The sequence below is a fragment of the Enterobacter roggenkampii genome (genome assembly GCF_001729805.1).
GTDB classification, from domain to species: Bacteria; Pseudomonadota; Gammaproteobacteria; order Enterobacterales; family Enterobacteriaceae; genus Enterobacter; species Enterobacter roggenkampii.
The window spans coordinates 3837332-3863221 of the sequence record NZ_CP017184.1 but is presented as its reverse complement, the minus strand read 5'-3'; the positions used below and the strand labels follow the sequence as shown (position 1 = coordinate 3863221).

Here is a 25890-nt window from a genome sequence, read left to right as displayed (position 1 = left end):
TACAGCATCACTCTTCCAGAGAATACGGCAGCGGCTCGATGCTCAGTGTGTTCACATCGTCACGCACGCGGAACACGCTGTCCGCTTCCATGTCGTTATTCATAACGGCCTGTACCAGAAGACGTCCATCCTCCAGCTGTACGGCGGCTAATACGGTGCCGGTACGGCGCCAGTTTTCACCCATCTTCAGCTCTAAATCTTCACCCGCTTCAGGGACGCGGCTGGCATGTCCCGCCAGCGTCCACAGCGCGCGTTTGTTTGCCCCGCGGAATTTCGCACGCGCGACCATCTCCTGGCCGGTGTAGCAGCCTTTTTTAAAGCTGATGCCGCCCAGCGCCTGTAAGTTCGTTGCCTGAGGAATAAACTGCGCGCTGTTTGCAGCGTCAATGATCGGCAGACCCGCTTCGATGTTCAGCGCCAGCCACTGCTGGCTGTTGTTGAGCTGCGCTTCGCCGCGCAGCGCTTCGGTCACGCGTTCGGCAGTTGCCGCATCCGTGACTAACAGGAAACGCTCCGCCGGGTGTTCAAACCACAGGATTGAGGTGGCGCCTTCGCTGACGAGCTGCTTTTCGGCATCCGGCAGTTCGCTGAACAGGTTTTTCAGCGCCGCACGCGCCTGGAAGCCGGCCACACCCAGCAGGACATGTTCGTCGTCTGCGGCAATGGTGACTTTGGAAAAGACCGCGTATTTTTTCAGCTCTTTGAGCTGGGCGTCTCGCAGGCTGCGGCGCTCAATAAAGGCAAAGCCGTCCTGACGGCGGAACAGACGCAGGTTGCTCCACATTTTGCCTTTTGGGTCGCAATGGGCGGCCAGCAGGTGCTGGTGTTCGGTCATCTGGCTGACGTCGGCGGTCACCTGGCCCTGCAGATATTTTTCGGCGTCGGCACCGGTGAGCGTTGCCAGCGCCCAGTCATCAAGAGAAATAAGCGTCAGCGGCAGACGCGCAGAGGCGGCGGGCTGGCGAGGAGAAAATGGTGTAAAGGCCATAACGATATCCTGAATTGCTTAACGCTTTGATAATGCCTAATGGTAAAAGAGCCTGCAGGCAATGCAAGCGCTTTCAACAGGCCATTTGTGCCATAAATCGGTTCTGCGTAGCGCCACGCAAAATAGTGTAATCCGCTGTCTTTGTAGGGATTATTCTGGAAGCCTGCTCGTTGATCGCAATATTCCAGTAATGAAACGGTCAAAAACACGTTACACTAGCTGGTGTCCCCGTAGAGAAATAAAGAACACCGAATGGGGTACCGACTGTGCCAAACGTAATGCAGGAAACTGAACATGGATATTAACAACAAGGCCCGTATTCACTGGGCGTGCCGTCGCGGCATGCGTGAACTTGATATTTCCATCATGCCTTTCTTCGAATATGAGTATGACACCTTAAGCGACGACGATAAGCGTCTGTTTGTTCGCCTGCTTGAGTCTGACGATCCGGATTTATTCAACTGGCTGATGAACCACGGCAAACCCGCCGACACCGAGTTGCAACGGATGGTGCAATTAATTCAAACACGGAATCGGGAACGTGGTCCTGTGGCAATCTGATCTTCGCGTCTCGTGGCGCTCGCAGTGGATGTCTTTATTGCTCCACGGCCTGGTTGCGGCCTTTGTGTTACTGATGCCGTGGCCGCTGAGCTATACGCCGCTGTGGCTGCTGCTACTTTCGTTTGTCGTTTTTGACAGCGTACGCAGCCAGCGTCGCATTAATGCCCGTCAGGGAGAGATTAAATTACTGATGGATTCCCGCCTGCGCTGGCAGGGTAAAGAGTGGGATATTCTCGGTATGCCCTGGATGCTCAACTGCGGCATGATGTTACGGTTACGCAAGGTGGACGGCGGGCGTTGCCAGCATCTGTGGCTGGCGGCTGACAGTATGGATGCTGCCGAATGGCGAGACCTGCGCCGGATGCTATTGCAACAGACGACGCAGGGGTAATACGCGTTAGCTAAACTTTTCTGCCATTTCGCCCAGAATCTGCTCGCACCAGGTTTGCAAACGTTCATCGCTAAGATCGTACTGGTTGGTTTCGTCCAGCGCGAGCCCAACAAACAGCTCGCCGTCGGCAATAATCGGTTTTTTACTGGTGAACTCGTAACCTTCGGTTGGCCAGTAGCCGATGAACGACACCCCTTTCGGCGCCAGCTTGTCGTGCAGCATGCCGAGCGCGTCCAGGAACCATTCCCCGTAACCCAGCTGATCTCCCATGCCGTACATGGCAACAATCTTGCCGTCGAGATTGACTGAGTCGAGTTGATCCCAGATGACTTCCCAGTCTTCCTGTATCTCACCAAAATCCCAGGTTGGGATGCCCAGAATCAGCACATCGTACTGTTCCATCAGCGCGACCGCGTCATCTTTCAGGTTATGCAACGTCACCAGTTCCGGGCCAATGATGTCGCGAATTTTCTCTGCCGCCATTTCGGTGTAGCAGGTGCTGGAACCATAGAACAGACCAATATTCATCGCGTAACTATCTCAATTCATGCTTTGACTTTGCGCGTAGTGTACCAGAAACCGGTCACAATCAGGCATAATGGCCTGACTGCAGAATCAAAGGGGCTGATGTGGAAAAGGATCTCGCACTCGTTGAACAGTTTCTCGACGCGCTGTGGCTGGAAAAAAATCTGGCCGAGAATACGCTCAGCGCCTACCGGCGCGATCTTACCATGCTGGTGGAGTGGCTGGCCCGTCGGCAGCTCTCGCTGGCGAGCGCGCAAAGCGACGACCTGCAGGCGCTGCTCGGTGAACGTGTAGAAGGGGGCTACAAAGCCACCAGCTCTGCGCGCTTGCTCAGCGCCATGCGTCGGCTGTTCCAGCATCTCTACCGTGAGAAGATCCGCGAAGACGATCCCAGCGCGCTGCTGGCATCCCCGAAACTTCCGCAGCGGCTGCCGAAAGATCTCAGCGAAGCACAAGTTGAGAGATTATTACAGTCACCGGCTGTTGACCTGCCGCTGGAGTTACGCGATAAAGCGATGCTTGAGCTATTGTATGCTACCGGCCTGCGCGTTTCGGAGCTGGTTGGCCTGACGATGAGCGACATCAGCCTGCGTCAGGGCGTGGTGCGCGTCATCGGTAAAGGAAACAAGGAAAGGCTGGTTCCGCTGGGCGAAGAGGCGGTTTACTGGCTGGAAACGTATCTGGAGCATGGTCGCCCGTGGCTGCTCAACGGCGCGTCTATCGACGTTCTGTTTCCGAGCCAGCGCGCACAGCAGATGACGCGGCAAACGTTCTGGCATCGCATCAAGCATTACGCCACACTGGCCGGTATCGACAGTGAAAAGCTTTCGCCGCACGTATTGCGTCATGCCTTCGCGACGCATCTGCTCAACCACGGCGCGGATTTACGCGTGGTGCAGATGCTGCTGGGACATAGCGATCTTTCCACGACGCAAATTTACACCCATGTCGCGACGGAACGCCTGCGGCAGCTACACCAACAGCACCACCCTCGTGCGTGAGTGCCGACGAATTGTAACAGGATCAACTATGAAAAAGAGTTTCGCGCTGTTCACCCTGCTGGCAGCCTCCTTCACCGGTTTCGCCCATGCTGACGACGCCGCTATCAAACAGTCGCTCGCTAAGCTTGGCGTCACCGGCAGCGATATTCAGCCAGCACCGGTCGCCGGGATGAAAACGGTACTGACTAACAGCGGCGTGCTGTACGTCACCGAAGACGGTAAACACATTATTCAGGGGCCGATGTACGACGTGAGCGGCGCGCAGCCGGTCAACGTGACCAACCAGCTGCTGATGAAAAACCTGAACGCGCTCGAAAAAGAGATGATCGTCTATAAGGCGGCGCAGGAAAAACACGTTATCACCGTCTTCACCGATATCACCTGCGGCTACTGCCACAAGCTGCATGAAGAGATGAAAGACTACAACGCGCTGGGTATTACCGTGCGTTACCTGGCCTTCCCGCGCGCGGGCGTGCAGAGCCAGCCGGAGCAGGACATGAAGGCCATCTGGTGTGCAAAAGACCGCAACAAAGCGTTTGACGACGCGATGAACGGCAAAGGCGTTAAGCCGGCCTCCTGCGACATTGATATCGCTAACCACTACGCGCTGGGCGTGCAGTTTGGCGTGAGCGGTACGCCAGCGATTGTCCTGAGCAACGGGTACGTCGTTCCGGGCTATCAGGGACCAAAAGAGATGAAAGAGTTCCTCGACGCGCACCAGAAACAGGTTAGTGGTAAATAATCCGCGTGAAAGCCCCGATAAAATTGCGCCGCCGCGAGGCGGTTGAACCGATTGATTTGCCGGACGATCTCCCGCCGCTGCTGAAGCGCCTCTACGCCAGCCGCGGCGTGCGTCGTGCTGAGGATCTTGAACGTAGCGTAAAAGGGATGCTGCCCTGGCAGCAGCTGAACGGCATCGAAAAAGCCACTGAAATGCTCTACAACGCCCTGCGTGAGAACACGCGTATTGTGGTAGTAGGGGATTTCGACGCCGACGGCGCAACAAGCACCGCGCTGAGCGTGCTCAGCCTGCGCGCGCTGGGCTGCGATAACGTCACGTATCTGGTGCCGAACCGTTTTGAAGACGGCTACGGACTCAGCCCGGAAGTGGTCGATCAGGCCCACGCCCGCGGTGCGCAGATGATCATGACCGTCGATAACGGGATCTCTTCCCATGCGGGGGTCGATCATGCCCACGCGTTGGGGATCCCGGTGCTGGTTACCGATCACCATCTCCCCGGTGAAACGCTGCCTGCCGCCGACGCGATTATTAACCCCAACCTGCGCGACTGTGATTTTCCGTCGAAATCCCTCGCGGGCGTAGGCGTGGCGTTTTATCTGATGCTGGCGCTGCGTACCCTGTTACGCGACAAGGGCTGGTTCGAATCCCGCGGTATTGCCGTACCAAACCTGGCCGAATATCTCGATCTGGTGGCGCTGGGTACCGTCGCTGACGTGGTGCCGCTCGATACCAATAACCGTATTTTGACCTGGCAGGGCTTGAGCCGTATCCGGGCGGGCAAGTGCCGTCCGGGGATCAAGGCGCTGCTGGAAATTGCCAACCGCGACCCGCTCAAGCTGGCGGCAAGCGATTTGGGCTTTGCGCTCGGGCCGCGCCTGAACGCGGCCGGAAGACTGGACGATATGTCCGTTGGCGTCGCGCTGCTGCTGTGCGACAACCTCGGTGAGGCGCGCGTGCTGGCCAACGAGCTGGACGCCCTGAACCAGACCCGTAAAGAGATTGAGCAGGGAATGCAGGCCGAAGCGCTGACCCTGTGCGAAAAACTGGAGCGCAGCGGCGTCACGCTGCCGGGCGGCCTGGCGATGTACCATCCCGAGTGGCATCAGGGCGTGGTCGGCATTCTGGCGTCGCGCATTAAAGAGCGCTTCCACCGGCCGGTGATTGCGTTCGCCCCCGCGGGCGACGGCACGCTGAAAGGCTCTGGCCGCTCGATTCAGGGTCTGCACATGCGCGACGCGCTGGAGCGTCTCGATACGCTGTATCCGGGCCTAATGATCAAGTTCGGCGGCCATGCGATGGCGGCAGGCCTGTCGCTGGAAGAGGCGAAATTCGACGAGTTTCAGCGCCTGTTCGGCGAGCTGGTCACCGACTGGATTGACCCGGCCCTGCTGCAGGGGGAAGTGGTGTCCGATGGCGAGCTTTCACCGCTTGAGATGACGATGGACGTGGCGCAAATGCTCCGCGATGCCGGTCCATGGGGGCAGATGTTCCCGGAGCCGCTGTTCGACGGCCGTTTCCGCCTGCTGCAGCAGCGCATCGTCGGCGAGCGTCATCTGAAGGTGATGGTTGAACCGGTCGGCGGCGGCCCGCTGCTGGACGGCATTGCCTTTAACGTTGACACGTCGGTATGGCCGGACAACGGCGTGCGCGAGGTCGAGCTGGCGTACAAACTGGACATCAACGAGTTTCGCGGTAACCGCACCCTTCAGATCATCATCGACAATATCTGGCCAATTTAGCGGCAGTAATCTCTATAAAAAAGGGCGTGGATTCGGTACAATCCCGCTCTTATCACCGCATTTTGACAAGTCCATAAAAGAAAACAGACCATGTTTGAAATTAATCCGGTAAAAAACCGTATTCAGGACCTCACGGAGCGCTCTGACGTTCTTAGGGGGTATCTTTGACTACGATGCCAAGAAAGAGCGTCTTGAAGAAGTAAACGCCGAGCTGGAACAGCCGGACGTCTGGAACGAACCTGAACGCGCACAGGCGCTGGGTAAAGAGCGTTCCTCTCTCGAAGCTATCGTAGATACGCTGGATCAAATGGCCCAGGGGCTGGAAGATGTTTCCGGTTTGCTGGAGCTGGCCGTCGAAGCCGACGACGAAGAGACCTTTAACGAAGCCGTAGCAGAACTCGACGTGCTGGAAGAGAAGCTGGCGCAGCTTGAATTCCGTCGCATGTTCTCCGGCGAATACGACAGCGCTGACTGCTATCTCGATATTCAGGCAGGTTCCGGCGGTACCGAAGCGCAGGACTGGGCCAGCATGCTGATGCGTATGTATCTGCGCTGGGCCGAAGCGCGCGGCTTCAAAACCGAAATTATCGAAGAGTCAGAAGGTGAAGTGGCCGGTATTAAATCCGTGACCATCAAGATCATCGGTGATTACGCCTACGGCTGGCTGCGCACTGAAACCGGCGTTCACCGCCTGGTGCGTAAGAGCCCGTTCGACTCCGGCGGCCGTCGCCATACCTCCTTCAGCTCCGCGTTTGTTTACCCGGAAGTTGATGAAGATATCGATATCGAAATTAACCCGGCGGACCTGCGTATCGACGTTTACCGCGCATCCGGTGCGGGCGGTCAGCACGTTAACCGTACGGAATCTGCGGTGCGTATTACCCACATTCCAACCGGGCTGGTCACGCAATGCCAGAACGACCGTTCCCAGCATAAGAACAAAGACCAGGCCATGAAGCAGATGAAAGCGAAGCTTTATGAGCTGGAGATGCAGAAGAAAAATGCTGAGAAACAGGCGATGGAAGACAACAAGTCTGACATCGGCTGGGGCAGCCAGATCCGTTCTTACGTCCTTGATGACTCCCGCATCAAAGACCTGCGTACCGGGGTTGAAACCCGCAACACGCAGGCGGTGCTGGACGGCAGCCTGGACCAATTTATCGAAGCAAGTTTGAAAGCAGGGTTATGAGGAACCAACATGTCTGAACAACAAGCACAGGGCGCTGACGCGGTAGTCGATCTTAACAACGAACTGAAAACCCGCCGCGAGAAGCTGGCAGCGCTGCGCGAGCAGGGCGTGCCGTTCCCGAACGATTTTCGTCGTGACCACACCTCAGACCAACTGCACGCTGACTTCGACGCGAAAGAGAACGAAGAGCTGGAAGCGCTGAACGTTGAAGTGGCCGTTGCGGGCCGCATGATGACCCGTCGTATCATGGGTAAAGCCTCTTTCGTGACCCTGCAGGACGTTGGCGGCCGCATTCAGCTGTACGTGTCCCGTGACGATCTGCCGGAAGGCATCTACAACGAGCAGTTCAAGAAGTGGGACCTGGGCGATATCCTGGGCGCAAAAGGTAAACTGTTCAAAACCAAAACCGGTGAACTGTCTATCCACTGCACCGAGCTGCGTCTGCTGACCAAAGCCCTGCGCCCGCTGCCGGACAAATTCCACGGCCTGCAGGATCAGGAAGCGCGCTACCGTCAGCGCTACCTGGATCTCATCTCTAACGATGAATCCCGCAAGACCTTCAAAATTCGCTCCCAGATCATGGCCGGTATCCGCCAGTTCATGGTGAACCGCGACTTTATGGAAGTGGAAACACCAATGATGCAGGTGATCCCGGGCGGCGCGTCTGCGCGTCCGTTCATCACCCATCACAACGCCCTGGACCTGGACATGTACCTGCGTATCGCGCCGGAACTGTACCTGAAGCGTCTGGTGGTTGGTGGTTTTGACCGCGTGTTCGAGATCAACCGTAACTTCCGTAACGAAGGGATCTCCGTTCGTCATAACCCAGAGTTCACCATGATGGAACTCTATATGGCGTACGCGGATTACAAAGATCTGATCGAGCTGACCGAATCCCTGTTCCGTACGCTGGCGCAGGATATTCTGGGCACCACGCAGGTTCCTTACGGTGAAGAAGTCTTCGACTTCGGCAAGCCGTTCGAAAAACTGACCATGCGCGAAGCGATCAAGAAGTACCGTCCGGAAACCAATATGGCCGATCTGGATAACTTCGATTCTGCGAAAGCGATCGCCGAAAGCATCGGTATCAAGGTTGAGAAGAGCTGGGGTCTGGGCCGTATCGTGACCGAGATCTTCGAAGAAGTGGCCGAAGCGCACCTGATTCAGCCGACCTTCATCACCGAATACCCGGCGGAAGTCTCTCCGCTGGCGCGTCGTAATGACGAGAACCCGGAGATCACTGACCGCTTCGAATTCTTCATCGGCGGCCGTGAAATCGGCAACGGCTTTAGCGAGCTGAACGATGCGGAAGACCAGGCTCAGCGCTTCCAGGATCAGGTTGACGCGAAGGCGGCAGGCGACGACGAAGCGATGTTCTTCGACGAAGACTACGTGACCGCGCTGGAGCACGGTCTGCCACCAACGGCGGGTCTGGGAATTGGTATCGACCGTATGGTGATGCTGTTTACCAACAGCCACACCATCCGCGACGTGATCCTGTTCCCGGCGATGCGCCCGGTGAAATAAGGCGTTAAGATGTAAAAAAAGCCCCGAAAGGGGCTTTTTTATTGCGCCGCGAAGGCTATGAGTTTTTCGCGGGCGGTCGTCGCTTCCATGACCATCCACGGGCTGAAGGCCCAGGGCGTCGCGTCCAGCGCACGGAATAGCGCATCAAGCTCAACCCACTGATAGTCCATCACTTCATCTTCGTTTATTGTCACGTCATTGGTAATGCGTGCCGCGAATACAGGGCAAATTTCGTTTTCCACGATCCCGGACGGGTCGGTTTCCCGATAGCGAAATTCAGGGGCGACGGCGGTGATATCGGTCAGTTCTGCGCCCACTTCAAAGCGGCAGCGGCGGATTATCGCCTGGACTGTCTCTTCACCCGACTGCGGGTGGCCGCACACGGAGTTGGTCCAGACGCCGGGCCAGGCTTTTTTGCTTAAGGCGCGTCGGGTGATCAGACATTCGCCTTTTGCGTTAAAAAGCCAGGAAGAGAACGCCAGATGCAGCGGGGTATGTAACGTGTGCGCGGCATATTTTTCCTGAGTGCCAATCACCATTCCCTGGTCGTTTACCAAAATAACGTGTTCTTGAATACTCATTGATGCTCCAGTGCCAAATTGCCGAGTGGTTCAGCACCATCAGCCGAAGCATTATACTGCATTCTTATACGAACGGTTTGGCTCGTAGAGCGGAAAAGGGCATGACCCCTGTTCGTTTTGGCTGTTATCATAGTGCGCCATTCACGCTGACCGAGGATCTGTTTTGTTTGCAGGAAGCCTGACGAGAAAACCCCTTACCGCTATTTTTTGCCTGACGCTGACGCTATTACTGGTGGGCTGTTCAGGGAGCAAATCTTCGGATACGGGAAGCTATTCCGGTTCGGTCTACACCGTCAAACGCGGGGACACCCTGTACCGGATTTCGCGCGCAACGGGAACCAGCGTGAAGGATCTGGCGCGTCTGAATAACCTCTCTCCGCCCTACACCATCGAGGTGGGGCAGCAGCTGAAGGTTAGCGGCGGATCGTCCTCCGGTAAAAAATCCTCTTCGAAAGGCAAAACCGCCAAAGTGACGCCGTCCTATCAGGTGCCACAATCGTCATGGCCGCCGGTTGGACAGCGCTGCTGGATTTGGCCTGCCAGCGGTAAAGTGGTCGCCCCTTACTCACTCTCTGAAGGTGGCAACAAGGGTATTGATATCGCCGCTGCGCGCGGTACGCCGGTTTATGCCTCCGGAGCCGGGAAGGTGGTTTACGTGGGTAACCAGCTGCGCGGCTACGGTAACCTGATCATGATTAAGCATGGCGAAGACTACATCACGGCCTATGCGCACAACGACACGATGCTGGTCAACAACGGGCAGAACGTCAAAGCCGGGCAGAAGATTGCCACCATGGGCAGTACCGGTACGGATTCAGTGAAGCTGCATTTCCAGATTCGCTACAAGGCGACGGCCATCGATCCGCAGCGTTATCTTCCTGCGCCCGGCAGCAAACCGAAGTGCTAAGTGATTATTTAATCGCCGGTTAGTTGTGAAGAGGCTTGTATGAAGGTGCGTAAGGTCTATAATGCCTTACGCACCTCAAAGCGGGCGTAGTTCAATGGTAGAACGAGAGCTTCCCAAGCTCTATACGAGGGTTCGATTCCCTTCGCCCGCTCCAGAATTTTTTGATGTGATCCTCCTCTGTCTATTTTTTAACCAGCCTATCCTTTTCCATCCAGGTATCGTCATGCTGTTGTTTGATCGCTTCAACGAAGTTATCACGCATGCCTTCATATTCAGCACTGAGTTATCAGGTGTCATCAGAATTTTCAGCACGATGAATGCAACGGATAATTTAATCTGCGCTGCTAGCTGATGTTTATATCTAACTATTGGAAGGGATGATTAAAATTTTTTGAAAGAAGAAACAATCAGACAATAATAAAAAATTCCGATATGACGCTCTTCGTCATAACGGTTTTTTTAAACTTAACGCAAATATTACTACCAATTATAGTAGCCTTTTTTTGAGACTATTCCCTATTGCGCCAGAGCTGGCATACTGAGGAAAACAAAAAATATTATCCTTTAATATGCGCTATTACAGCAAAGCCGTCTTTTTTTGCTCGTTATTTTTTTGCTCTCTGAGCCATGCAGCCCCCCTTACTCCTGCTGACCGGGACACAGTGCGTCAGCAGCAGGAGGAACTGTTATTAAAGAACCAGCAACAGCGTGAGGAGCTGGAGCGGAGTATTCCTCGCCCCGCGCCCGCCAGACCGCTGCCGGTTACCGGCTCCGGACCCTGTTTCACCATTCATACCATTACCCTTTCCGGTGCGACCTTAATCTCCCCGAAAACCCGGCAGACCCTTGTCGCGCCGTGGCAGGGCCGCTGTCTGGATATGGCGAAAATAACGGAACTTCTCGCGCATATTTCTGACTGGTATATCAGCCGGGGATATATCACCAGCCGCGCTTTTCTTACCGAGCAGGATCTCTCCGGCGGCCAGCTGAATATTGTTGTGCTGGAAGGCAGACTGGAAGCGATCCGTCTGGAAGGCGAAACGCCGCGCATGCTGAAAATGGCGTTTCCGGGACGGGTGGGCGGCATCCTTAATTTACGCGACATCGAACAGGGCATGGAGCAAATTAACCGTTTGCGTACTGACCCGGTTCAGATTGAAATTCTTCCGGGAACGCAGGCCGGATATTCCATTGTTAATCTTACGGCAAAGCCGGAATTTCCCTTAAGTGCATCGGTAAGCCTGGATAATAGCGGGCAGAAGAGTACCGGCGAAGATCAGCTGAGCGGCGTGCTCACCGCGAATAATATGCTGGGGCTGGCGGATAAATGGTTTGTCAGCGGCGGGCGCAGCAGTGATTTTGCCAGCGCGTACGATGCGCAGAATTTCCAGGCGGGCGTCAGCGTGCCGTTTGGCTACGGATTACTGGACTACAGCTACGCCTGGAGTAACTACCGGACCACCATCAGTAACCAGGGATTCAACTGGCTCTCCACGGGCGATACCAAAACCCACCGCCTTAACGCGTCCTGGGTGGTCTTCCGCAACGGGGAGGTGAAAACCGGCATTGCGGCAGGCGTGGTTCAGCGATCCAGCCGCAACTGGCTCAACGACGCGCCGCTTCAGAGCAGCACGCGCAACCTCTCCAGCCTGATTCTGGGCATTACGCACACGCAAAAAATGCTGGGCGGCGTGGCGACCTTCAACCCGACCTGGAGCCACGGCATGCCGTGGTTCAATGCCGAAACCGACGAAGATAAGTCCGGGGATATGCCGCGCGCGGAATTCCGTAAATGGAGCCTGAACGCCAGCTTCCAGCGTCCAGTCGCCCGTAACGCCTGGTGGCTGACCAGCGCCTACGGCCAGTGGTCGCCCGACCGGCTGTACGGCTCCGAGCGCCTGACGCTCGGCGGCGAAAGCTCCGTGCGCGGTTTTAAAGAGCAGTACCTGTCCGGGGACAACGGCGGCTACTGGCGCAACGAGCTGGGATATTCCCTGTTCACCCTTCCGGTGATTGGCGCGGTGAGCGCAACGATCGCCGTTGACGGCGGCTGGCTGGAAAAAGACCGTCAGGACCGCTTTGCCTCCGGCACGTTGTGGGGCGCTTCGGTGGGACTGAACAGCGCAGGGCGCGGGTACAGCAGCCAGATTTCGGTCGGTACGCCCCTGCACTACCCCGACTGGCTCGGCCCGGATCATGTGAGCGTTAACTGGCGCATTGCCTTCATGCTTTAAGAGACTCTACGACTATGGATACCCGTCACCCACCCGTTCGTTTCTCGCAGCGTCTGATCAGCTGGATTGTCTGCGGCTTAATGGTCTGGCAGCCGATGGCACCTGCCGTCGCGGCGGCGCTTACGCCGACCGGGCAGACCACGGTCGATCGGGCGGGGAACGGGGTGCCGGTCGTCAACATCGCCACGCCCAACGGGGCGGGTATCTCGCATAACCAGTTCGGTGAGTATAACGTCGGCAAAGAGGGGCTTATCCTCAATAACGGCACGGACCGTTTAACCCGGACCCAGCTGGGCGGGCTTATCCAGAACAACCCCAACCTGCAGGCCGGGCGGGAAGCGAAAGGCATTATCAACGAAGTCACGGGCGCCAGCCGCTCGCAGCTGCAGGGCTATACGGAAGTCGCCGGTAAAGCAGCAAACGTCATGGTGGCCAACCCGTACGGCATTACCTGTAACGGGTGCGGATTTATCAACACCCCGAACGTCACCCTGACCACGGGGAAACCGCAGTTCGACGCCAGCGGTAACCTGCAGGCGCTGGAGGTGACGAAAGGCGCCATCACGGTTGAAGGCCAGGGGCTGGATGCCAGCAGGAGCGACGCGCTGTCGATTATTGCGCGCGCGACGGAAGTGAACGCCGCGATACATGCGAACGACCTGAAGGTGACGGCAGGGGCGAACCGCGTGGGCACGGACGGCAGCGTCAGGCCGATTGCCGGTGAGGGTGCCGCGCCCGTGGTGGCCGTGGATACCGGCGCGCTCGGCGGGATGTATGCCAACCGTATCCGCCTGGTCTCCAGCGAGACGGGCGTGGGGGTGAACCTCGGCAACCTCACCGCGCGCCAGGGCGACATTCAGCTGGACGCGGGCGGGAAACTGACGGTCACGAACAGCCTGGCCAGCGGATCGATTACCGCGAACGGCGCGGGAGTGGCCCTCAACGGCAGCCATCAGGCCGGTGGCGCGCTGAATGTGGCCAGCTCGCAGGATGTGGAACTCAATAACAGCACGCTCGCCAGCCAGGGCGATATGCGCCTTTCCGCTGCGGGGAAAGTGCAGACGACGGGCGGCGGGACAAACAGCGCGGGCGCGCTTGCGGTGAGCAGCGGGCAGGGGATGACGCTCAGCAATACCTCCCTGGTCTCCCGCGGCGCGGCGACGCTGGACAGTAAAGCTACCCTGACCGTCAACGGCGGCGGCGTGTCGGCTCAGGGCGGGGCGCTAACCGTCACGAGCAAACAGGGAATGGCGCTTGCGGATGCGACGCTGACGGGTCAGGCCGACACCACGCTGTCCACCGACGGCAGCCTGACGCAGCGCGGCGGCAGCGTCACCAGCAAAGGCGCGCTCAGCGTGGCGGCCGGGAAAGATATCACGCTGACGAATACCCGCAGCGGTAGCGATACCCGCGCGACCCTCAGCAGCGGCGGCACGCTGTCATCCACGGCCAGTGCGGTCTCGGCAGGAGAGAATCTGGCCCTGAGCGGCGGACAGCTGGTGATGGACGGCCAGAGCCGGGCCGATGCCACGGGCGATGTCCGCCTGACGGGCAGCGCCGTCAGTAATCAGGGGCAGGTGAATGCGGGGCGCGACATTGCCCTCTCCGGCGACAGGGTCTCCAGCAGCGGCCAGCTGGCAGCGAAAGGCCACCTTAACGTGAACGCGGGAGAGCTGACAAACGGCGGCACGGTGCAGGGTAACGACGTCACCCTGAAGGGGCAGACGGTCACTAACAGCGGTACCCTGCAGAGCGCCGGCAACCTGGCGCTAAGCGTTGATACCCTGGAGCAGCGGGGCACGCTGAGCGCGAAAGGCAATGCGAACGTCACGGCGCAGCAGGCCCTGCGTAACAGCGGCAGCCTGCTGGCTGACGGGGCGATGAGCGTGACGGCAGACGCGCTTGAGCAGAATGGCACCCTGTCCGGCGCGACGGCGCTGACGGCGCAGACCGGCACCCTGACCAGCGGTCAGGCATCCCGCACCACCAGCCAGGGCAATGTACAGATTTCCGCGACCCGCAGCGTCAGCCTGAACGGGCAGACGGACGCGGCGGGGACCTTAACCGTCAGCACCGGCGACCTGACCACCGGCCGGGATGCGCATCTGCAGAGTGGGCAGGCGCTCACTCTGCAGGCGCAGAATGCCGCGCTGAACGGCACGCAGGCGGCGAAGGGTGCTCTGTCGGTGACGGCGGGCACCCTTGCGCACGCCGGGAAATCCACCGGTAACGCGCTGAGTTTTAACGCAACCGGCGACCTGACCAGCGGCGGAGAGCTTACCGCCAGCGCCATCGCGCTCAGCGGACAGAACATCCTCCAGTCCGGCGTCGCAAAAGCGGATCGCATGACCCTGACGGCTCCTGACCGCATCACCAGCAGCGGTACGCTGGTTGCCGGTACGCTGGCGCTGGACGCTGCCTCGGTGGAGAACAGCGGGCTGCTGCAGGGGATCACCCTGCTCGGCCTGAAGACCGGGTCACTCACAAACCTCGCGGGCGGATCGGTCTACAGCACGCAGGATTTAACGCTGAACGTTCCGGTGCTGTCTAACAGCGGGCTTATCACCACTGACGGCACATTGCGCCTCCGGGGCGACACGCTGACAAACCAGGGTGAAATCAACGGCGTCAGCCTGAGCAGCGACTACCTCAGCCTGACCAACACCGATACCGGACGCCTGCTGGCGGACGACCGGCTCACCCTGAACGGCACTGCGTTTGCTAACGCGGGCAATATTGCGGCCAGCGACCTGCACATCACGGCGGACAGCCTGCAAAACCAGGGCACCGTCGAGGGGGACTCGGCGCTGACGCTCGGCGTGGCAGACCTCACTAACCGTGGCGCGCTGCGCAGCAGCGGAACGCTGACGCTCGGCGGTGAGACGCTGGCCAACAGCGGCGAGCTCAGCGCCACCGCGCTGCTGCTGAACCTGACCCGACAGGCCAGCAACGATGCCGACGGGCGGGTGATTGCCCGGAACGGCCTGACGCTGACCACCGCCAGCCTGACGAACAGCGGGCTGATGGCCGGCACCGACGCGCAGTTCAACAGCGCGTCGGTGACCAACGGCGGCACGCTGCAGGGGACACACTCCCTCACTGCGACCGGGACACAGCTCAGCAACCAGCAGGCGGGCATGCTGCTCTCCGGCGGCGCGCTCGACCTGCACCACACCACCCTGAACAACGCCGGGCTGCTGCAGGGCAACACCCTGAACCTCGCGACCGGTGAGTGGATGAACACCGGCAACGCGCTGGGGGAAGCGGGCGTGACGGCGGCGGTGAACGGCACGCTGACCAACAGCGGCAAGGTGCTCAGCCAGCAGGCGCTGGACGTCCAGGCCGACAGGACCGATAACCGGGGCCAGCTGCTGGCAAAAGTGCTGACCCTGCGGGGCGACCTGCAGAACAGCGGCCTGCTTCAGGGCAGCAGCACGCTGGCCTGGTCCGGGAACACCTTCACGAACCAGCCTCAGGGGCAGGTGACGGGCGGCGAGACCCTGACGCTCAGCGGACAAACCCTCAGCAACGCGGGCAGCCTTCAGGGGCGCAGCGCGACGCTTGACGCCGGGAGCCTGAATAACCAGGGCAGCGTTCAGACGCTGGATGCCCTGACGCTTTCCGCGACCGGCAGGCTGGATAACACGGGCGCCCTGCTCAGCCAGAATCTGTTCACGCTGACGGCGGCGCAGCTGTTCAACGACGGCCAGCTGGCCGGGAAAGCCCTCGCGGTGAAGGCTGCGCAGCTGAACAACACCGGGATCCTTCAGGGCAACGACACGCTGGCGCTGACCACCCGCGCGCTGAGCAACGGCGCCACCGGTCAGCTGGTGAGCGGCAGTCCTCTGAACGTATCCCTCGACACGCTCGATAACGCCGGCCTGCTGCTGGTGAAGGGCGGGTTCACCCTGCGGGGCAGCGACCTGACGAACCGGGGCGATATTCAGGCGCAGAGCCTGGATTTGGGCCTGAGCAATGCCCTGACCAACACGGGGAACATCGTTGCCACCGACGATGCCGCGCTTAACGCGACGACGCTGACCAGCAGCGGCACGGTGGCGGGCAAAACGCTGACAGCAGGCGGTACTGAGCTGCGCAACAGCGGCCTGATGCAGGGCAGCAACGCGGTTAACACCACCGCCGACCGCTTTATCAACGAGCTGAACGGTAAATGGCTCTCCGGCGGCGGCTTCACGCTGGCGGGCGGACAGCTGACGAACGCCGGTACGCTGCAGGGCGCCACGCTGGGCATGACCGGCACCACCCTCACCAACAGCGGCACGGTGAACGGGCAGACGGGACTCAGCGGCACGCTCAGCGGGGCGTTAACGAATACCGGGCTGCTGCAGAGCGGCGGCGCGACCGCCTTCACCGCGGATACCCTGGCGAACCCGGGGCGCATCACGGGCGGTACGCTGTCCCTCACTGCCCGCGATATGAACAACGGCGGGCTGATGCAGGGAACGAATGGCCTGGCGCTCACCGGAACCACGCTGACCACGGGCGCGGCCTCGCGCACCCTCTCCGGCGGCATGCTGACGCTGGATGCAGGCCAGCTGACCACGCAGGGCACGCTGCAGGGGAACGGCGCGGACATCCGCGCCAGCGACTGGGCGCACGGCGGGTCTCTGCTCAGCCAGGGAACGCTGACGGCCACGACCGGCGGCACGCTGACCTCAGCCGGCTCGCTGATGAGCCAGGGCCGGGCGGATATCACCGCCCAGACGCTGGATAACCGCGGGCAGCTCCTCAGCGAGGGCGAGGTGACGCTCGGCGGCAGCACGCTTAAAAACAGCGGCACCGTGCAGGGGAACACCCTCGCGCTGCATCAGAACAGCATTAACAACCAGGGCACCTTAACCGGTCTGCAGAGCCTGACCGTTCAGGGGCAGCAGCGGCTGATGGCGCGCATGGCGATGGCCGCGCCTCAGCAGGAGCTGATCAACGGCGCAGGCGGCAAACTTCTTACCCAGGGCGCGCTGACGATTGCGTCCGGGGCTGTGACCAACGCCGGCAGCTGGCAGGCACAGAATATTCTGCTTAACGCCCGGTCGCTCACCAACAGCGGCGCGGTGCAGAGCGCCGGTGCGCTGCAGATGACGCTGGCCGATACGCTCACCGGAACCGCAGGCAGCAGGATCACCGCGCTGGGTGCGGCGACGCTGCAGGCCGCGACGCTGGCGAACCAGGGGCAGTGGGCGGCGAAAAACCTGACGCTGACAGGCGGTACGCTCAGCAACAGCGGCGCCATCAGCGGCGTGAATGGTCTGACCCTCAGCCAGACCGGCGCGGTCAGCCAGCAGTCTGGCGGCACCCTGCTGTCCGGCGGGGCGCTGAACATCACGGCGGCCTCCGTCACCAGCGACGGCAAAATGCAGGGGGGCACGCTCGGCATCACCACCGGGGCGCTCACCAACAACGGACGTCTGCAGGGCGATAACGGCGCGACGCTGGCCCTCAGCGGGACGCTGACCAACAACAGCGGAGGCGAAATCGTCAGCCGCGATGCGCTGACGCTGACCACGCCCGCGCTGTTTAACTACGGCCTGATCCAGGGGGGCGGCGAGACGCGCGTGACCGCCTCCTCGCAGGCGCGTAACGACGGCAGGCTGCTCTCCGGCGCGCGCCTGACGCTCGGCACGCCGCAGTTCACCGGCACCGGCTGGCTGCAGGCCACCGACCTGATCCTCAATGCGGCAAACGCCACCAACGGCGGCACGTGGGTGGCCGATCGCGCCACCCTGACCGGCACCAATTTCGCCAGCCAGGGCACCACCCAGGCGGGACAGCTGACGGTTAACTACAGCCAGCTGAACAACAGCGGCACGCTGCTCGGCAACACGCAGCTGAATATTGGTGCGGACCAGGTAACCCAGAGCGCGGGCGGCAAGCTGCTGAGCGGCGGCAACCTGTGGCTGCAGAGCCGGGGGCTGGATCTGACCGGCCAGCTGGTGTCCCTGGGGGACTTAACGCTGCAGCTGACGAACGCGTTTACCAGCCGGACTGCCGTGGCGGCAGGCAGAACCCTGACTATCAACAGCGGCGGCGACATCGATAACCGCAGCGTGCTGCAGGGGCAGGCGGTCAACCTGAGTGCGGGCGGGCAGCTCAGCAACAACGGACAAATCACCACCGGCGGCGGCGCGAGTACGCTTTCCGGCAGCAGCGTGGCGCTGAATGCCGCGGGTTCGGTGCAGGGCGGAGGTGACATCACCGTGGCCAGCCGGAGCAACATTACCGTGGACGGCTTCACCGGCACGCGCGGCTCGCTGACCCTGAGCGCGCCGGGCGCCATCGTCAACACCGCGCTGCTGTACGCGGCGAATAACCTGGCGCTGTTTGCCGACAGCATCACCAACCAGCGCGGCGACATCATGGCGGGAAACAACCTGTGGATGCAGCGGGATGCGGCGGGAAATGCGAACAGCCAGGTGGTGAATACGTCTGGGAATATTGAGACGCAGCGCGGGGATATTGCGATCAGGACGGGGCATTTGCTGAACCAAAGGGATGGTCTGAAAGCAACGACAAACGTTGTCTCAACAGGAGCTGATCCTAACCTGTCGGCCATTAAGGTCAATATTGCAGATATGCCTAAGGATAGTTTCGGTGTTTATAGTGATTTTAGACATGTCGGCATCGGTAGTTGTGGCCCTAATGGATCATGCATTCGTGAGGATTACTATACCTACCACTATGCTCCCTACAAGGATTATATCCAAAAAGAGATCCTACTCTCTCAAACCTTTACTTCTGTAGAAAGTCAGGGGGGAGCAGGCAGAATAACGTCTGGCAGAGATGTGTATGTCGGAACAACAACTCTTGATAATCAGGCAAGTAACATTCTTGCTGGACGTAACATTACGCTAGACGGTTCTGTTTTTAATAACCAGTCCTGGCAGGATGGCTACGTATCCAGGTATCTCACCTATACCTATAACGGAAAGATTGCAACGGGTCCTGTTTCCGGGATGATGGAAGATGGCGGTGACGTTCACGTTACACCTCCTTCGAAGAATACAATAACCTTTGCCTTGACTGGTGAGAATTCTCGCGCTGAAAACGGTCAAATCTACCGCGCCGTCATCCAGGCGGGCGGCAACGTTACCGCAAACTTCACCAGCAACATCAGCAACACTAATACCACCGCCAATGCTGGTGGCGTCAGCAACGTCATCTCCACGCCGTCGCTGAACACCCTCAGCAACCAGAGCGTCGGCAGCGGCGTACAAAAACAGGGGCTGAGCAATACCGGCACCGTGGCGGTGAACTCGCCGCAGTGGAACGATCAGCTTCAGGGTGCGCTGCAGCAGCTTAACGGCGGCGGCGCGCTGGAAAACGGCGGCGCGTCCGGCACGCCTCTCAGCAACATTGGCACCACGCAGAAAGGCAACGCGAACCTCGGCCAGCTGGGCGCACTGGCGAACGCCGGGGTCACCACCGCCGATCTCAGAACCGCTCAGGGCGGCGCCGTCGGGCATTACCAGGGCCAGCGCGTCGATACCAGCGCTTACCCGCTGCCGTCGGGCAACAACGGCTATTTCGTCTTCTCCGACAACCTGAAAAGCCCGTACCTGATCAGCATCAACCCGAAACTGAACGGTCTCGGACAGCTTGATCCCGCCCTGTTTGCCGACCTGAACGCAATGCTCGGGGTCAAACCGTCGTCCACGGCACCGCAGGAGACGCGGCTGGCGTTTACCGACGAGAAGCAGTTCCTCGGCTCGTCTTACATGCTCGGCCGACTCAACCTGAACCCGGATTACGATTACCGCTTCCTCGGTGATGCGGCGTTCGATACCCGCTATGTCTCCAACGTGGTGCTCAACCAGACCGGTAACCGCTACCTGAACGGCATCGGCTCCGATCTGGATCAGATGCGCTATCTGATGGACAACGCCGCGGCGGCGCAGCAGTCGCTGGGCCTGCAGTTTGGCGTCTCGCTGACCGCCGATCAGATTGCCGCGCTCGACCACAGCCTGCTGTGGTGGGAGAAAGCCACCGTCAACGGCGAAACCGTGATGGTGCCGAAACTCTACCTGTCGCCGAAGGACGTCACCGTCAATAACGGCAGCGTGATCGCGGGTAACAACGTCACCCTGAAGGGCGGCGACATCACCAACAGCGGCAGCTCGCTGCTGGCGAAAAACAGCCTGACGCTCGATAGCCAGAACAGCATCAGCAACCTCAACAACGGCCTGATGAAAGCGGGCGGCGACCTGAACCTGAGCGCCATCGGCGATATCAATAACATCAGCTCCACCATCAGCGGCAAAACGGTCGCGCTGGAGAGCCTGGACGGCAGCATCAACAACCTGACCCAGGTTGAGCAGATTGATATCAACGCCGGAGGGAAGTACGGCAAGATCGGCCTGAAAGACACCCTGCTGGGCAACACGGCGTCTATTACCGCGCAGGATGGCCTGTCGCTTGAGGCGGGGAAAAACATCACCGTTACCGGGGCGAACCTGGCCTCCGGCGGCGATATGCTGCTGAACGCGTGGGGCGATATTGCCGTCAACGCGAATCAGATCAACGACGCATTCAGCTCCAGCCGGGCGAAAACCAGCCGTTCGTCCGTCACGTATCAGGGCAGTAACGTCACCGCGGGCGGCAACCTGCTGGTGAACGCCGGGCACAACCTTGACGTGACCGCCAGCGACCTGAAGGCGGGCGGCAGCGCGGGGCTGAGCGCGGGCAACGATCTCAATCTGAACGCGGCACAGACCAGCGAAAGCAGCCGTAAAGGGAAAAGCGAGTCCCACAGCACCGGGCTCGACCGCACCACGATTTCCGCAGGCGATAACCTGGTCCTGAAGGCCGGGCAGGATATCAACGCGCAGGCCGCCGCGCTGGCGGCGGAGAAAAGCGTCGGGCTGCAGGCGGGTCGCGACGTGAATCTGGCGGCGGAAGAGACCACGCAGGGCGACAGCTATAAGTCAGGCCGTAAAAAAGTGATTAACGAGTCGGTTCGCCAGTCGGGAACCGACATCACTGCGGGTGGGAATGTGACTGTTGTCGCCGGACGTGATGTAACGGCGCAGGCAGCAGATGTCTATGCCAAAGGCGATACAGCCGTGGCCGCCGGGCGGGATATTACCCTTTCCACTGCGACGGAAAGTGACTATGCATACCGGGAGGAGAAAAAGACGTCCGGTGGATTCCTCAGCAAGAAAACCACTCACACCATCCACGAAGAAACGCATACGCGTGAGAAAGGTACGCAGCTTTCGGGCGACAACGTTGCTCTCCGGGCTGGTAACAACCTGACGGTGCAGGGCTCTTCAGTTGCCGCTGAGCGCGATGTGGCCCTGAAGGCTGGAAATGATCTGACCGTGGAGGCAGCAACCAACACCGACACGTACTACGACATGAAGAAGACGAAGAAATCCGGCGTTTTCTCCAGCGGGTCGGGATTGGGTATCACCATCGGGTCGCAGTCTTCAAAAAGCACCCGGCAGGGGGCAAATACGACGCAGAGCGATGCCCGCAGCACGGTGGGCACTACTGGCGGTAATGTCATCATCAGCGCCGGAAATGACGTCCAGTTGAGTGCGGCAGATGTGGTTGCCGGAAGAGGGAAGGATGATTTCTCCCGCAAAACCGGCCATATCGATATCACTGGCGACAGCATCGCCATCCTTCCTGGACGGGATACGACCACTGAGTCCATGAAGCAGGAGTCCAAATCGTCTGGCGTCACGGTCAGTGTGAAAGCGCCATTTGAAGACACTGTGCGTAACGTGCGCGATATCGTTCGTGGTAAGGGCAACAGCGGCAACAGCACCGTCGATAAGGTGAAGGGGCTGGGGGCGGAAGGCGGTGCGCTCGCGCTTGACGGACCAGGGCAGATGATGGCCATTGCCGCAGGACGCACCCGGGCTTCCTCTGAGTCGCACTACGAGGGCGAGTTTAACAGCGGCAGCCATCTTGCCGCCGCAGGCAATATCCAGATGACTGCCACCGGTAAACAGGGAGGCAGCAACAGCGGCAATATCCTGATTGCCGGGAGCCAGGCTAAGGCCGGTGAAACGGTGATCCTCGATGCGAAACGCGACGTTGATATCACTACGTCCACAGACAGCGAGAAATACGGCAGTAGCACGAAAAATAGCGGCTGGAATCTTTCGAGCGCCCTGAGCGCCGGAAGTGCTGTTCGCGCCATCGCGGGTGGGGGTTCCCACGGCAATCAGCTCCTGCCGGGCGGGATGAGCAAGGCAGAGAGCAACAATAGCGGCAACCGGACTACACAAAACGCGTCGGTCATTCAGGGCTCAGATATTTACGTTAACAGTCGTGACGGCAGCGTGAATATCAGCGGCAGCCTGATGACCGCCACGGACGATCTTCTGCTGTCAGCCACAAATGGGGATATCTCCGTTTCTGCCGGACGTGACACATCACTCAGTGAGAGCAGCGGCAGCAGCAAATTGCTGGGAACGCTGGGCGGCGATGGTTACAGCGCCACGGCAGGCTACCGTCATGAAAAAAACAGCAGTCGGGAAGATAGCAGCCTCGAAAACGGATTGCGCAGCCAGCTAAGCAGCAAAAACGGTAACGTTGTCGCGCAGGCCGGTAACGATCTCTCCCTGTCAGGTACGGATATCCGTGCCGGTAAATCGGTGTCACTCAGTGGCGAAAATGTCCTCATGGGGGGGAGCCGGGATACCCGCGACGGTGAAAACCACAGCAGCAGCGCCCAGTATGGTGTGACGGCATCTGCTGGCGGCTGGGCTGTTGAGGCTGCAAAAGCCGCTGAGACGGCTGCCCGCAGCGCAGAAAACGGCGATGATCCACGGCTGACCGCCATCAGAACAGGCCAGTCGGCGGCAACCGCGGCGCAGGGCGCTATGTCGGACTCGTCGCTCATCAAGGCTAAAGTGTCTTTAACGGCGGGGACGTCCTCTCAGGACAGTCGTTACCACAGTACCGACACGCAGGGCACCACCATTAATGCCGGCGAGAATGTCTCTGTTCGTGCCGGAAATGACATTGCCGGTATGGGGGTACAGATCGCGGGTAAACACGTGGCGCTGGATGCGGGGCGGGATATTCTGCTGTCTTCCTCCCAGAACACAACCCACTCTGAGAGTAAAAACAGCGGCAGCCAGTTCAGCGTCGGTGTCGGTGTGAGCCTGATTGGTGCGCAAAACGGCATCTCGGTGGAGCTGGGGGCGTCACAGCATAAGGGTAAGGAAAACAGCCAGTCGCAGCGCAATACGAACAGCGTTGTCCATGCTGATGAACAGCTTACGGTGAACAGCGGACGCGACACCACCCTGAAAGGTGCGGAGCTGGAAGGTAACCGTGTGGTGGTCAACACCGGGCGCGATCTCACCATCAGCAGTGTGCAGGATACAGCCAGTTATAACAGCAAGCAGTCTTCGTCAGGCGCGTCCCTCAGTCTGTGCATACCGCCACTGTGTTATGGTGCCTCTTCCGGTAGCGTCAGTGCATCGGGTGAGAATATCACCCAGAATGGTAAGAGCGTCGCTGAACAGAGCGGGATATTCGCAGGCAAAGGCGGCTTTGCCGTCACCACCGGAAATCATACCCAGCTTGACGGCGCGGTGATTGCATCCACGGCGTCTGCAGATAAAAATAGCCTCGACACGGGTACGCTGGGTTTCAGTAATCTCCATAACGAGAGCCAGACCAGCGGCAACGGCTACACGGTGGCGCTTTCCGGCAGCGCGGGCGGCAGCGGAAACGGTGAAAACCGCAACCTGGCACCGGCCATCGGTACGGGCCAGGCAAAAGAGAGCCACACCGGCACGACCTCATCAGCGGTGAGTGGCGGTAGCATTGTCATTCGCAACCCGGCGGGACAGAAACAGGATATTGCTGACCTGAGCCGTGATACGGCTGACGCCCACCACGGCGTGGACGTGAACGGTGATGTGCAGAAGGTCAGGGATAACCTGGCGGTCCAGAGCGAAGGCGCGGCGCTGGCCACCTCTGCGCTGGATGCTTACGGCAAGTATGCGGAGCAGAAAGCGCGGGAATCCAATGCGGTGCTGGGCGCGAAGCTGGCGTCAGAAGGAAAACTGCAGGGCGATACGCCGCAGGAGCAGGAAGCGTTCCTGAAGACGCAGCCCGGATATCAGAATACCGAGTACGGTCCGGGGAGTGCCTTCTGGACTAAGGGCAGCGCAGCGGCGGGATTACTGGCAGGTGCGCTTGGCGGTAACCTGAAGGCAGGTGCGGCAGCGGGGGCGGCCCCTCTGCTGGCGACCCTGGTCAAGGAGCAGAAAGATCCGACAGCCCGTGCCGCGCTGCACGGTATTGTGGCTGCGGCGCTGACGCAGCTGAGTGGCGGGAGCAGTGCGGATGGCCTGAAGGCTGGTGCCATAGGGGCCATTACGGCCTCGGCGATGACTGACCATCTGGTCAGCGCGCTGTATGGAGATAAAAAATCCAGTGACCTGACGGCAGAGGAGAAACGGCTGGTCAGTAGCCTCGTGAGTATCGCAGGTGGTCTGGCGGGCGCAGCAGTGACGGATGGCAGTGTCTCCATGGCGGCGACGGCGTCGGAAACGGCGAAGGTGGAGGTTGAGAATAACACGCTGGGTGTTGCACCTCCGGTTCCGGTGCCTGTTCCCGGGGTTCCGGTAAGCCCGGGAGATCAGGTCACCAAAAACGCTAATGACAAAATAGCGTCAGCTGTGGATGATCTGTTTGATGCAGTTGATAAAGCCACTCAGTGTAGCTTTGGGCGTGCATGTTCTTCGGATGATTCAGATCAGGGCTTGAAACCAAATGTAGCCGGAAACATGACGGATGATGAGAAGGCTGAATATGGTGGTGCTGGTTCAGGAACGCCGGGTGGCTGGGGACCGGAAGATGAAGAAAAAGCGCGAGCTCAGCAGGCACAAATTGAAGCCAAAAAGCAGGTTGAAAGCTTAGGCTATGATAGCAATAAGGTTTCTCACATTTTTGCTGATAAGCATCAAATGGATAAATTAGTTTCTGAGTTTGGCTCTCCAGAGGCGGCATTGGAAAGAATGCATGAAGCAGTACAGCCTTTGGCGAAGAATCCAGGCTCATATCAGACTGGTAGCTGGGTCACCGTTAGGGTCGGTGGTAATGATGTAGCTGTAAAAGGTATTGTCATTAATGGTGAGTTCAGAATATCTACAGCAACGATGAGGCCGTTCTAATGAATTTAACCAAAGAAGAAATTTTTGCATTAACTTTTACTTTAAGAAATAAGTTAGATCTTTTAAAAAAAGTACTTAATGAAGGCTGCGTAATTGAACGTAGTAAAACCGGTGTGGGTTTCTTTTCGACCATCAAGTTGCCACAAACTTTTACATTGAAAAATAATAAAGATAGATATTGGGAGCGGGGTTTTTCCCATAAAAAACTCCCTTATGGCGGGTGTTTTATGATTGCTGTAGAGGATGATAATTGTCTAGAGATTGAAGCAGTCGTATATGAAAGTGAATGGCCAGAACCTTTTGTTGAAGAGGATTTTTTTCCGCAATAAAGATGCCAATAATATA

The 25890-nt window shown here is 59.1% G+C and carries 14 protein-coding genes and 1 tRNA gene; 12 read left to right on the top strand and 3 right to left on the bottom strand.

Going from position 1 to position 25890, the window contains the following annotated elements; translation table 11 throughout:
- Positions 1-7: 7 nt before the first annotated feature.
- Positions 8-988, bottom strand: a complete 981-nt coding sequence (gene ygfZ, locus BFV67_RS18030) for a tRNA-modifying protein YgfZ (RefSeq protein WP_045351721.1) — start codon at positions 986-988, stop codon at positions 8-10.
- Between the two features lie 294 nt (positions 989-1282).
- Between ygfZ and sdhE the strand changes: the two genes are divergently transcribed.
- Both sdhE and BFV67_RS18020 read left to right on the top strand, forming a co-directional pair.
- Positions 1283-1549: an FAD assembly factor SdhE gene (gene sdhE, locus BFV67_RS18025; RefSeq protein ID WP_006178375.1), complete on the top strand. Its 267-nt coding sequence runs from the start codon at positions 1283-1285 to the stop codon at positions 1547-1549.
- Positions 1530-1940, top strand: a complete 411-nt coding sequence (locus tag BFV67_RS18020) for a protein YgfX (RefSeq protein ID WP_021242050.1) — start codon at positions 1530-1532, stop codon at positions 1938-1940. Before sdhE ends, BFV67_RS18020 begins: the two co-directional genes overlap by 20 nt.
- Positions 1941-1946: 6 nt before the next feature.
- Here the strand turns inward: BFV67_RS18020 and fldB are convergent, their stop codons facing one another.
- Positions 1947-2468 (bottom strand): flavodoxin FldB, encoded by a 522-nt coding sequence (gene fldB, locus BFV67_RS18015; protein WP_069598758.1) that lies wholly within the window; start codon positions 2466-2468, stop codon positions 1947-1949.
- A gap of 101 nt (positions 2469-2569) precedes the next feature.
- Here fldB and xerD point away from each other — a divergent pair, with 101 nt between their 5' ends.
- The 5 genes from xerD to lysS all read left to right on the top strand — a co-directional run bounded on the left by xerD (position 2570) and on the right by lysS (position 8663).
- A complete protein-coding gene (gene xerD / locus BFV67_RS18010; protein ID WP_008499709.1) occupies positions 2570-3466 on the top strand; it encodes a site-specific tyrosine recombinase XerD in 897 nt (298 codons plus the stop codon).
- Between the two features lie 28 nt (positions 3467-3494).
- Positions 3495-4208, top strand: a complete 714-nt coding sequence (gene dsbC / locus BFV67_RS18005; protein ID WP_008499708.1) for a bifunctional protein-disulfide isomerase/oxidoreductase DsbC — start codon at positions 3495-3497, stop codon at positions 4206-4208.
- Between the two features lie 5 nt (positions 4209-4213).
- Positions 4214-5947 (top strand): single-stranded-DNA-specific exonuclease RecJ, encoded by a 1734-nt coding sequence (gene recJ / locus BFV67_RS18000; protein WP_069598757.1) that lies wholly within the window; start codon positions 4214-4216, stop codon positions 5945-5947.
- A 90-nt stretch (positions 5948-6037) separates the two neighbouring features.
- Positions 6038-7136, top strand: a protein-coding gene (gene prfB / locus BFV67_RS17995; protein ID WP_095908218.1) for a peptide chain release factor 2 whose coding sequence is annotated in 2 segments (ribosomal slippage) — positions 6038-6112 and positions 6114-7136 — 1098 coding nt in all. Because the reading frame shifts where the segments join, the coding sequence is not laid out codon by codon here.
- Positions 7137-7145: 9 nt separating this feature from the next.
- On the top strand, positions 7146-8663 hold the full coding sequence (gene lysS / locus BFV67_RS17990; protein ID WP_023309094.1) for a lysine--tRNA ligase: 1518 nt from the start codon (positions 7146-7148) through the stop codon (positions 8661-8663).
- A 38-nt stretch (positions 8664-8701) separates the two neighbouring features.
- On the opposite strand, the gene idi is transcribed toward lysS, so the two are convergent.
- Positions 8702-9244 (bottom strand): isopentenyl-diphosphate Delta-isomerase, encoded by a 543-nt coding sequence (gene idi / locus BFV67_RS17985; protein ID WP_008499704.1) that lies wholly within the window; start codon positions 9242-9244, stop codon positions 8702-8704.
- 163 nt (positions 9245-9407) lie between these two features.
- Between idi and actS the strand changes: the two genes are divergently transcribed.
- From actS to BFV67_RS17960, 5 genes are all read left to right on the top strand, one after another.
- Entirely contained in the window at positions 9408-10151 is a 744-nt protein-coding gene (gene actS, locus BFV67_RS17980; protein ID WP_025912449.1) for an amidase activator ActS, read from the top strand.
- Between the two features lie 80 nt (positions 10152-10231).
- Positions 10232-10305: transfer RNA gene (locus BFV67_RS17975), tRNA-Gly, on the top strand.
- Between the two features lie 415 nt (positions 10306-10720).
- Complete coding sequence (locus BFV67_RS17970; RefSeq protein ID WP_069598756.1) at positions 10721-12385, top strand: ShlB/FhaC/HecB family hemolysin secretion/activation protein; 1665 nt, start codon at positions 10721-10723, stop codon at positions 12383-12385.
- Between the two features lie 14 nt (positions 12386-12399).
- Positions 12400-25545, top strand: a complete 13146-nt coding sequence (locus BFV67_RS17965) for a hemagglutinin repeat-containing protein (RefSeq protein ID WP_084833300.1) — start codon at positions 12400-12402, stop codon at positions 25543-25545.
- A complete protein-coding gene (locus tag BFV67_RS17960) occupies positions 25545-25874 on the top strand; it encodes a hypothetical protein (protein WP_069598755.1) in 330 nt (109 codons plus the stop codon). Before BFV67_RS17965 ends, BFV67_RS17960 begins: the two co-directional genes overlap by 1 nt.
- Positions 25875-25890: the final 16 nt, after the last annotated feature.

What these genes read in the sequence shown, in the direction of transcription:
- BFV67_RS17965 (WP_084833300.1), top strand. Translation starts at nt 12,400, where the DNA reads ATGGATACCCGTCACCCACCCGTTCGTTTCTCGCAGCGTCTGATCAGC.
- idi (WP_008499704.1), bottom strand. Translation starts at nt 9,244, where the DNA reads ATGAGTATTCAAGAACACGTTATTTTGGTAAACGACCAGGGAATGGTG.
- BFV67_RS17970 (WP_069598756.1), top strand. Translation starts at nt 10,721, where the DNA reads ATGCGCTATTACAGCAAAGCCGTCTTTTTTTGCTCGTTATTTTTTTGC.
- fldB (WP_069598758.1), bottom strand. Translation starts at nt 2,468, where the DNA reads ATGAATATTGGTCTGTTCTATGGTTCCAGCACCTGCTACACCGAAATG.
- sdhE (WP_006178375.1), top strand. Translation starts at nt 1,283, where the DNA reads ATGGATATTAACAACAAGGCCCGTATTCACTGGGCGTGCCGTCGCGGC.
- ygfZ (WP_045351721.1), bottom strand. Translation starts at nt 988, where the DNA reads ATGGCCTTTACACCATTTTCTCCTCGCCAGCCCGCCGCCTCTGCGCGT.
- lysS (WP_023309094.1), top strand. Translation starts at nt 7,146, where the DNA reads ATGTCTGAACAACAAGCACAGGGCGCTGACGCGGTAGTCGATCTTAAC.
- BFV67_RS17960 (WP_069598755.1), top strand. Translation starts at nt 25,545, where the DNA reads ATGAATTTAACCAAAGAAGAAATTTTTGCATTAACTTTTACTTTAAGA.
- dsbC (WP_008499708.1), top strand. Translation starts at nt 3,495, where the DNA reads ATGAAAAAGAGTTTCGCGCTGTTCACCCTGCTGGCAGCCTCCTTCACC.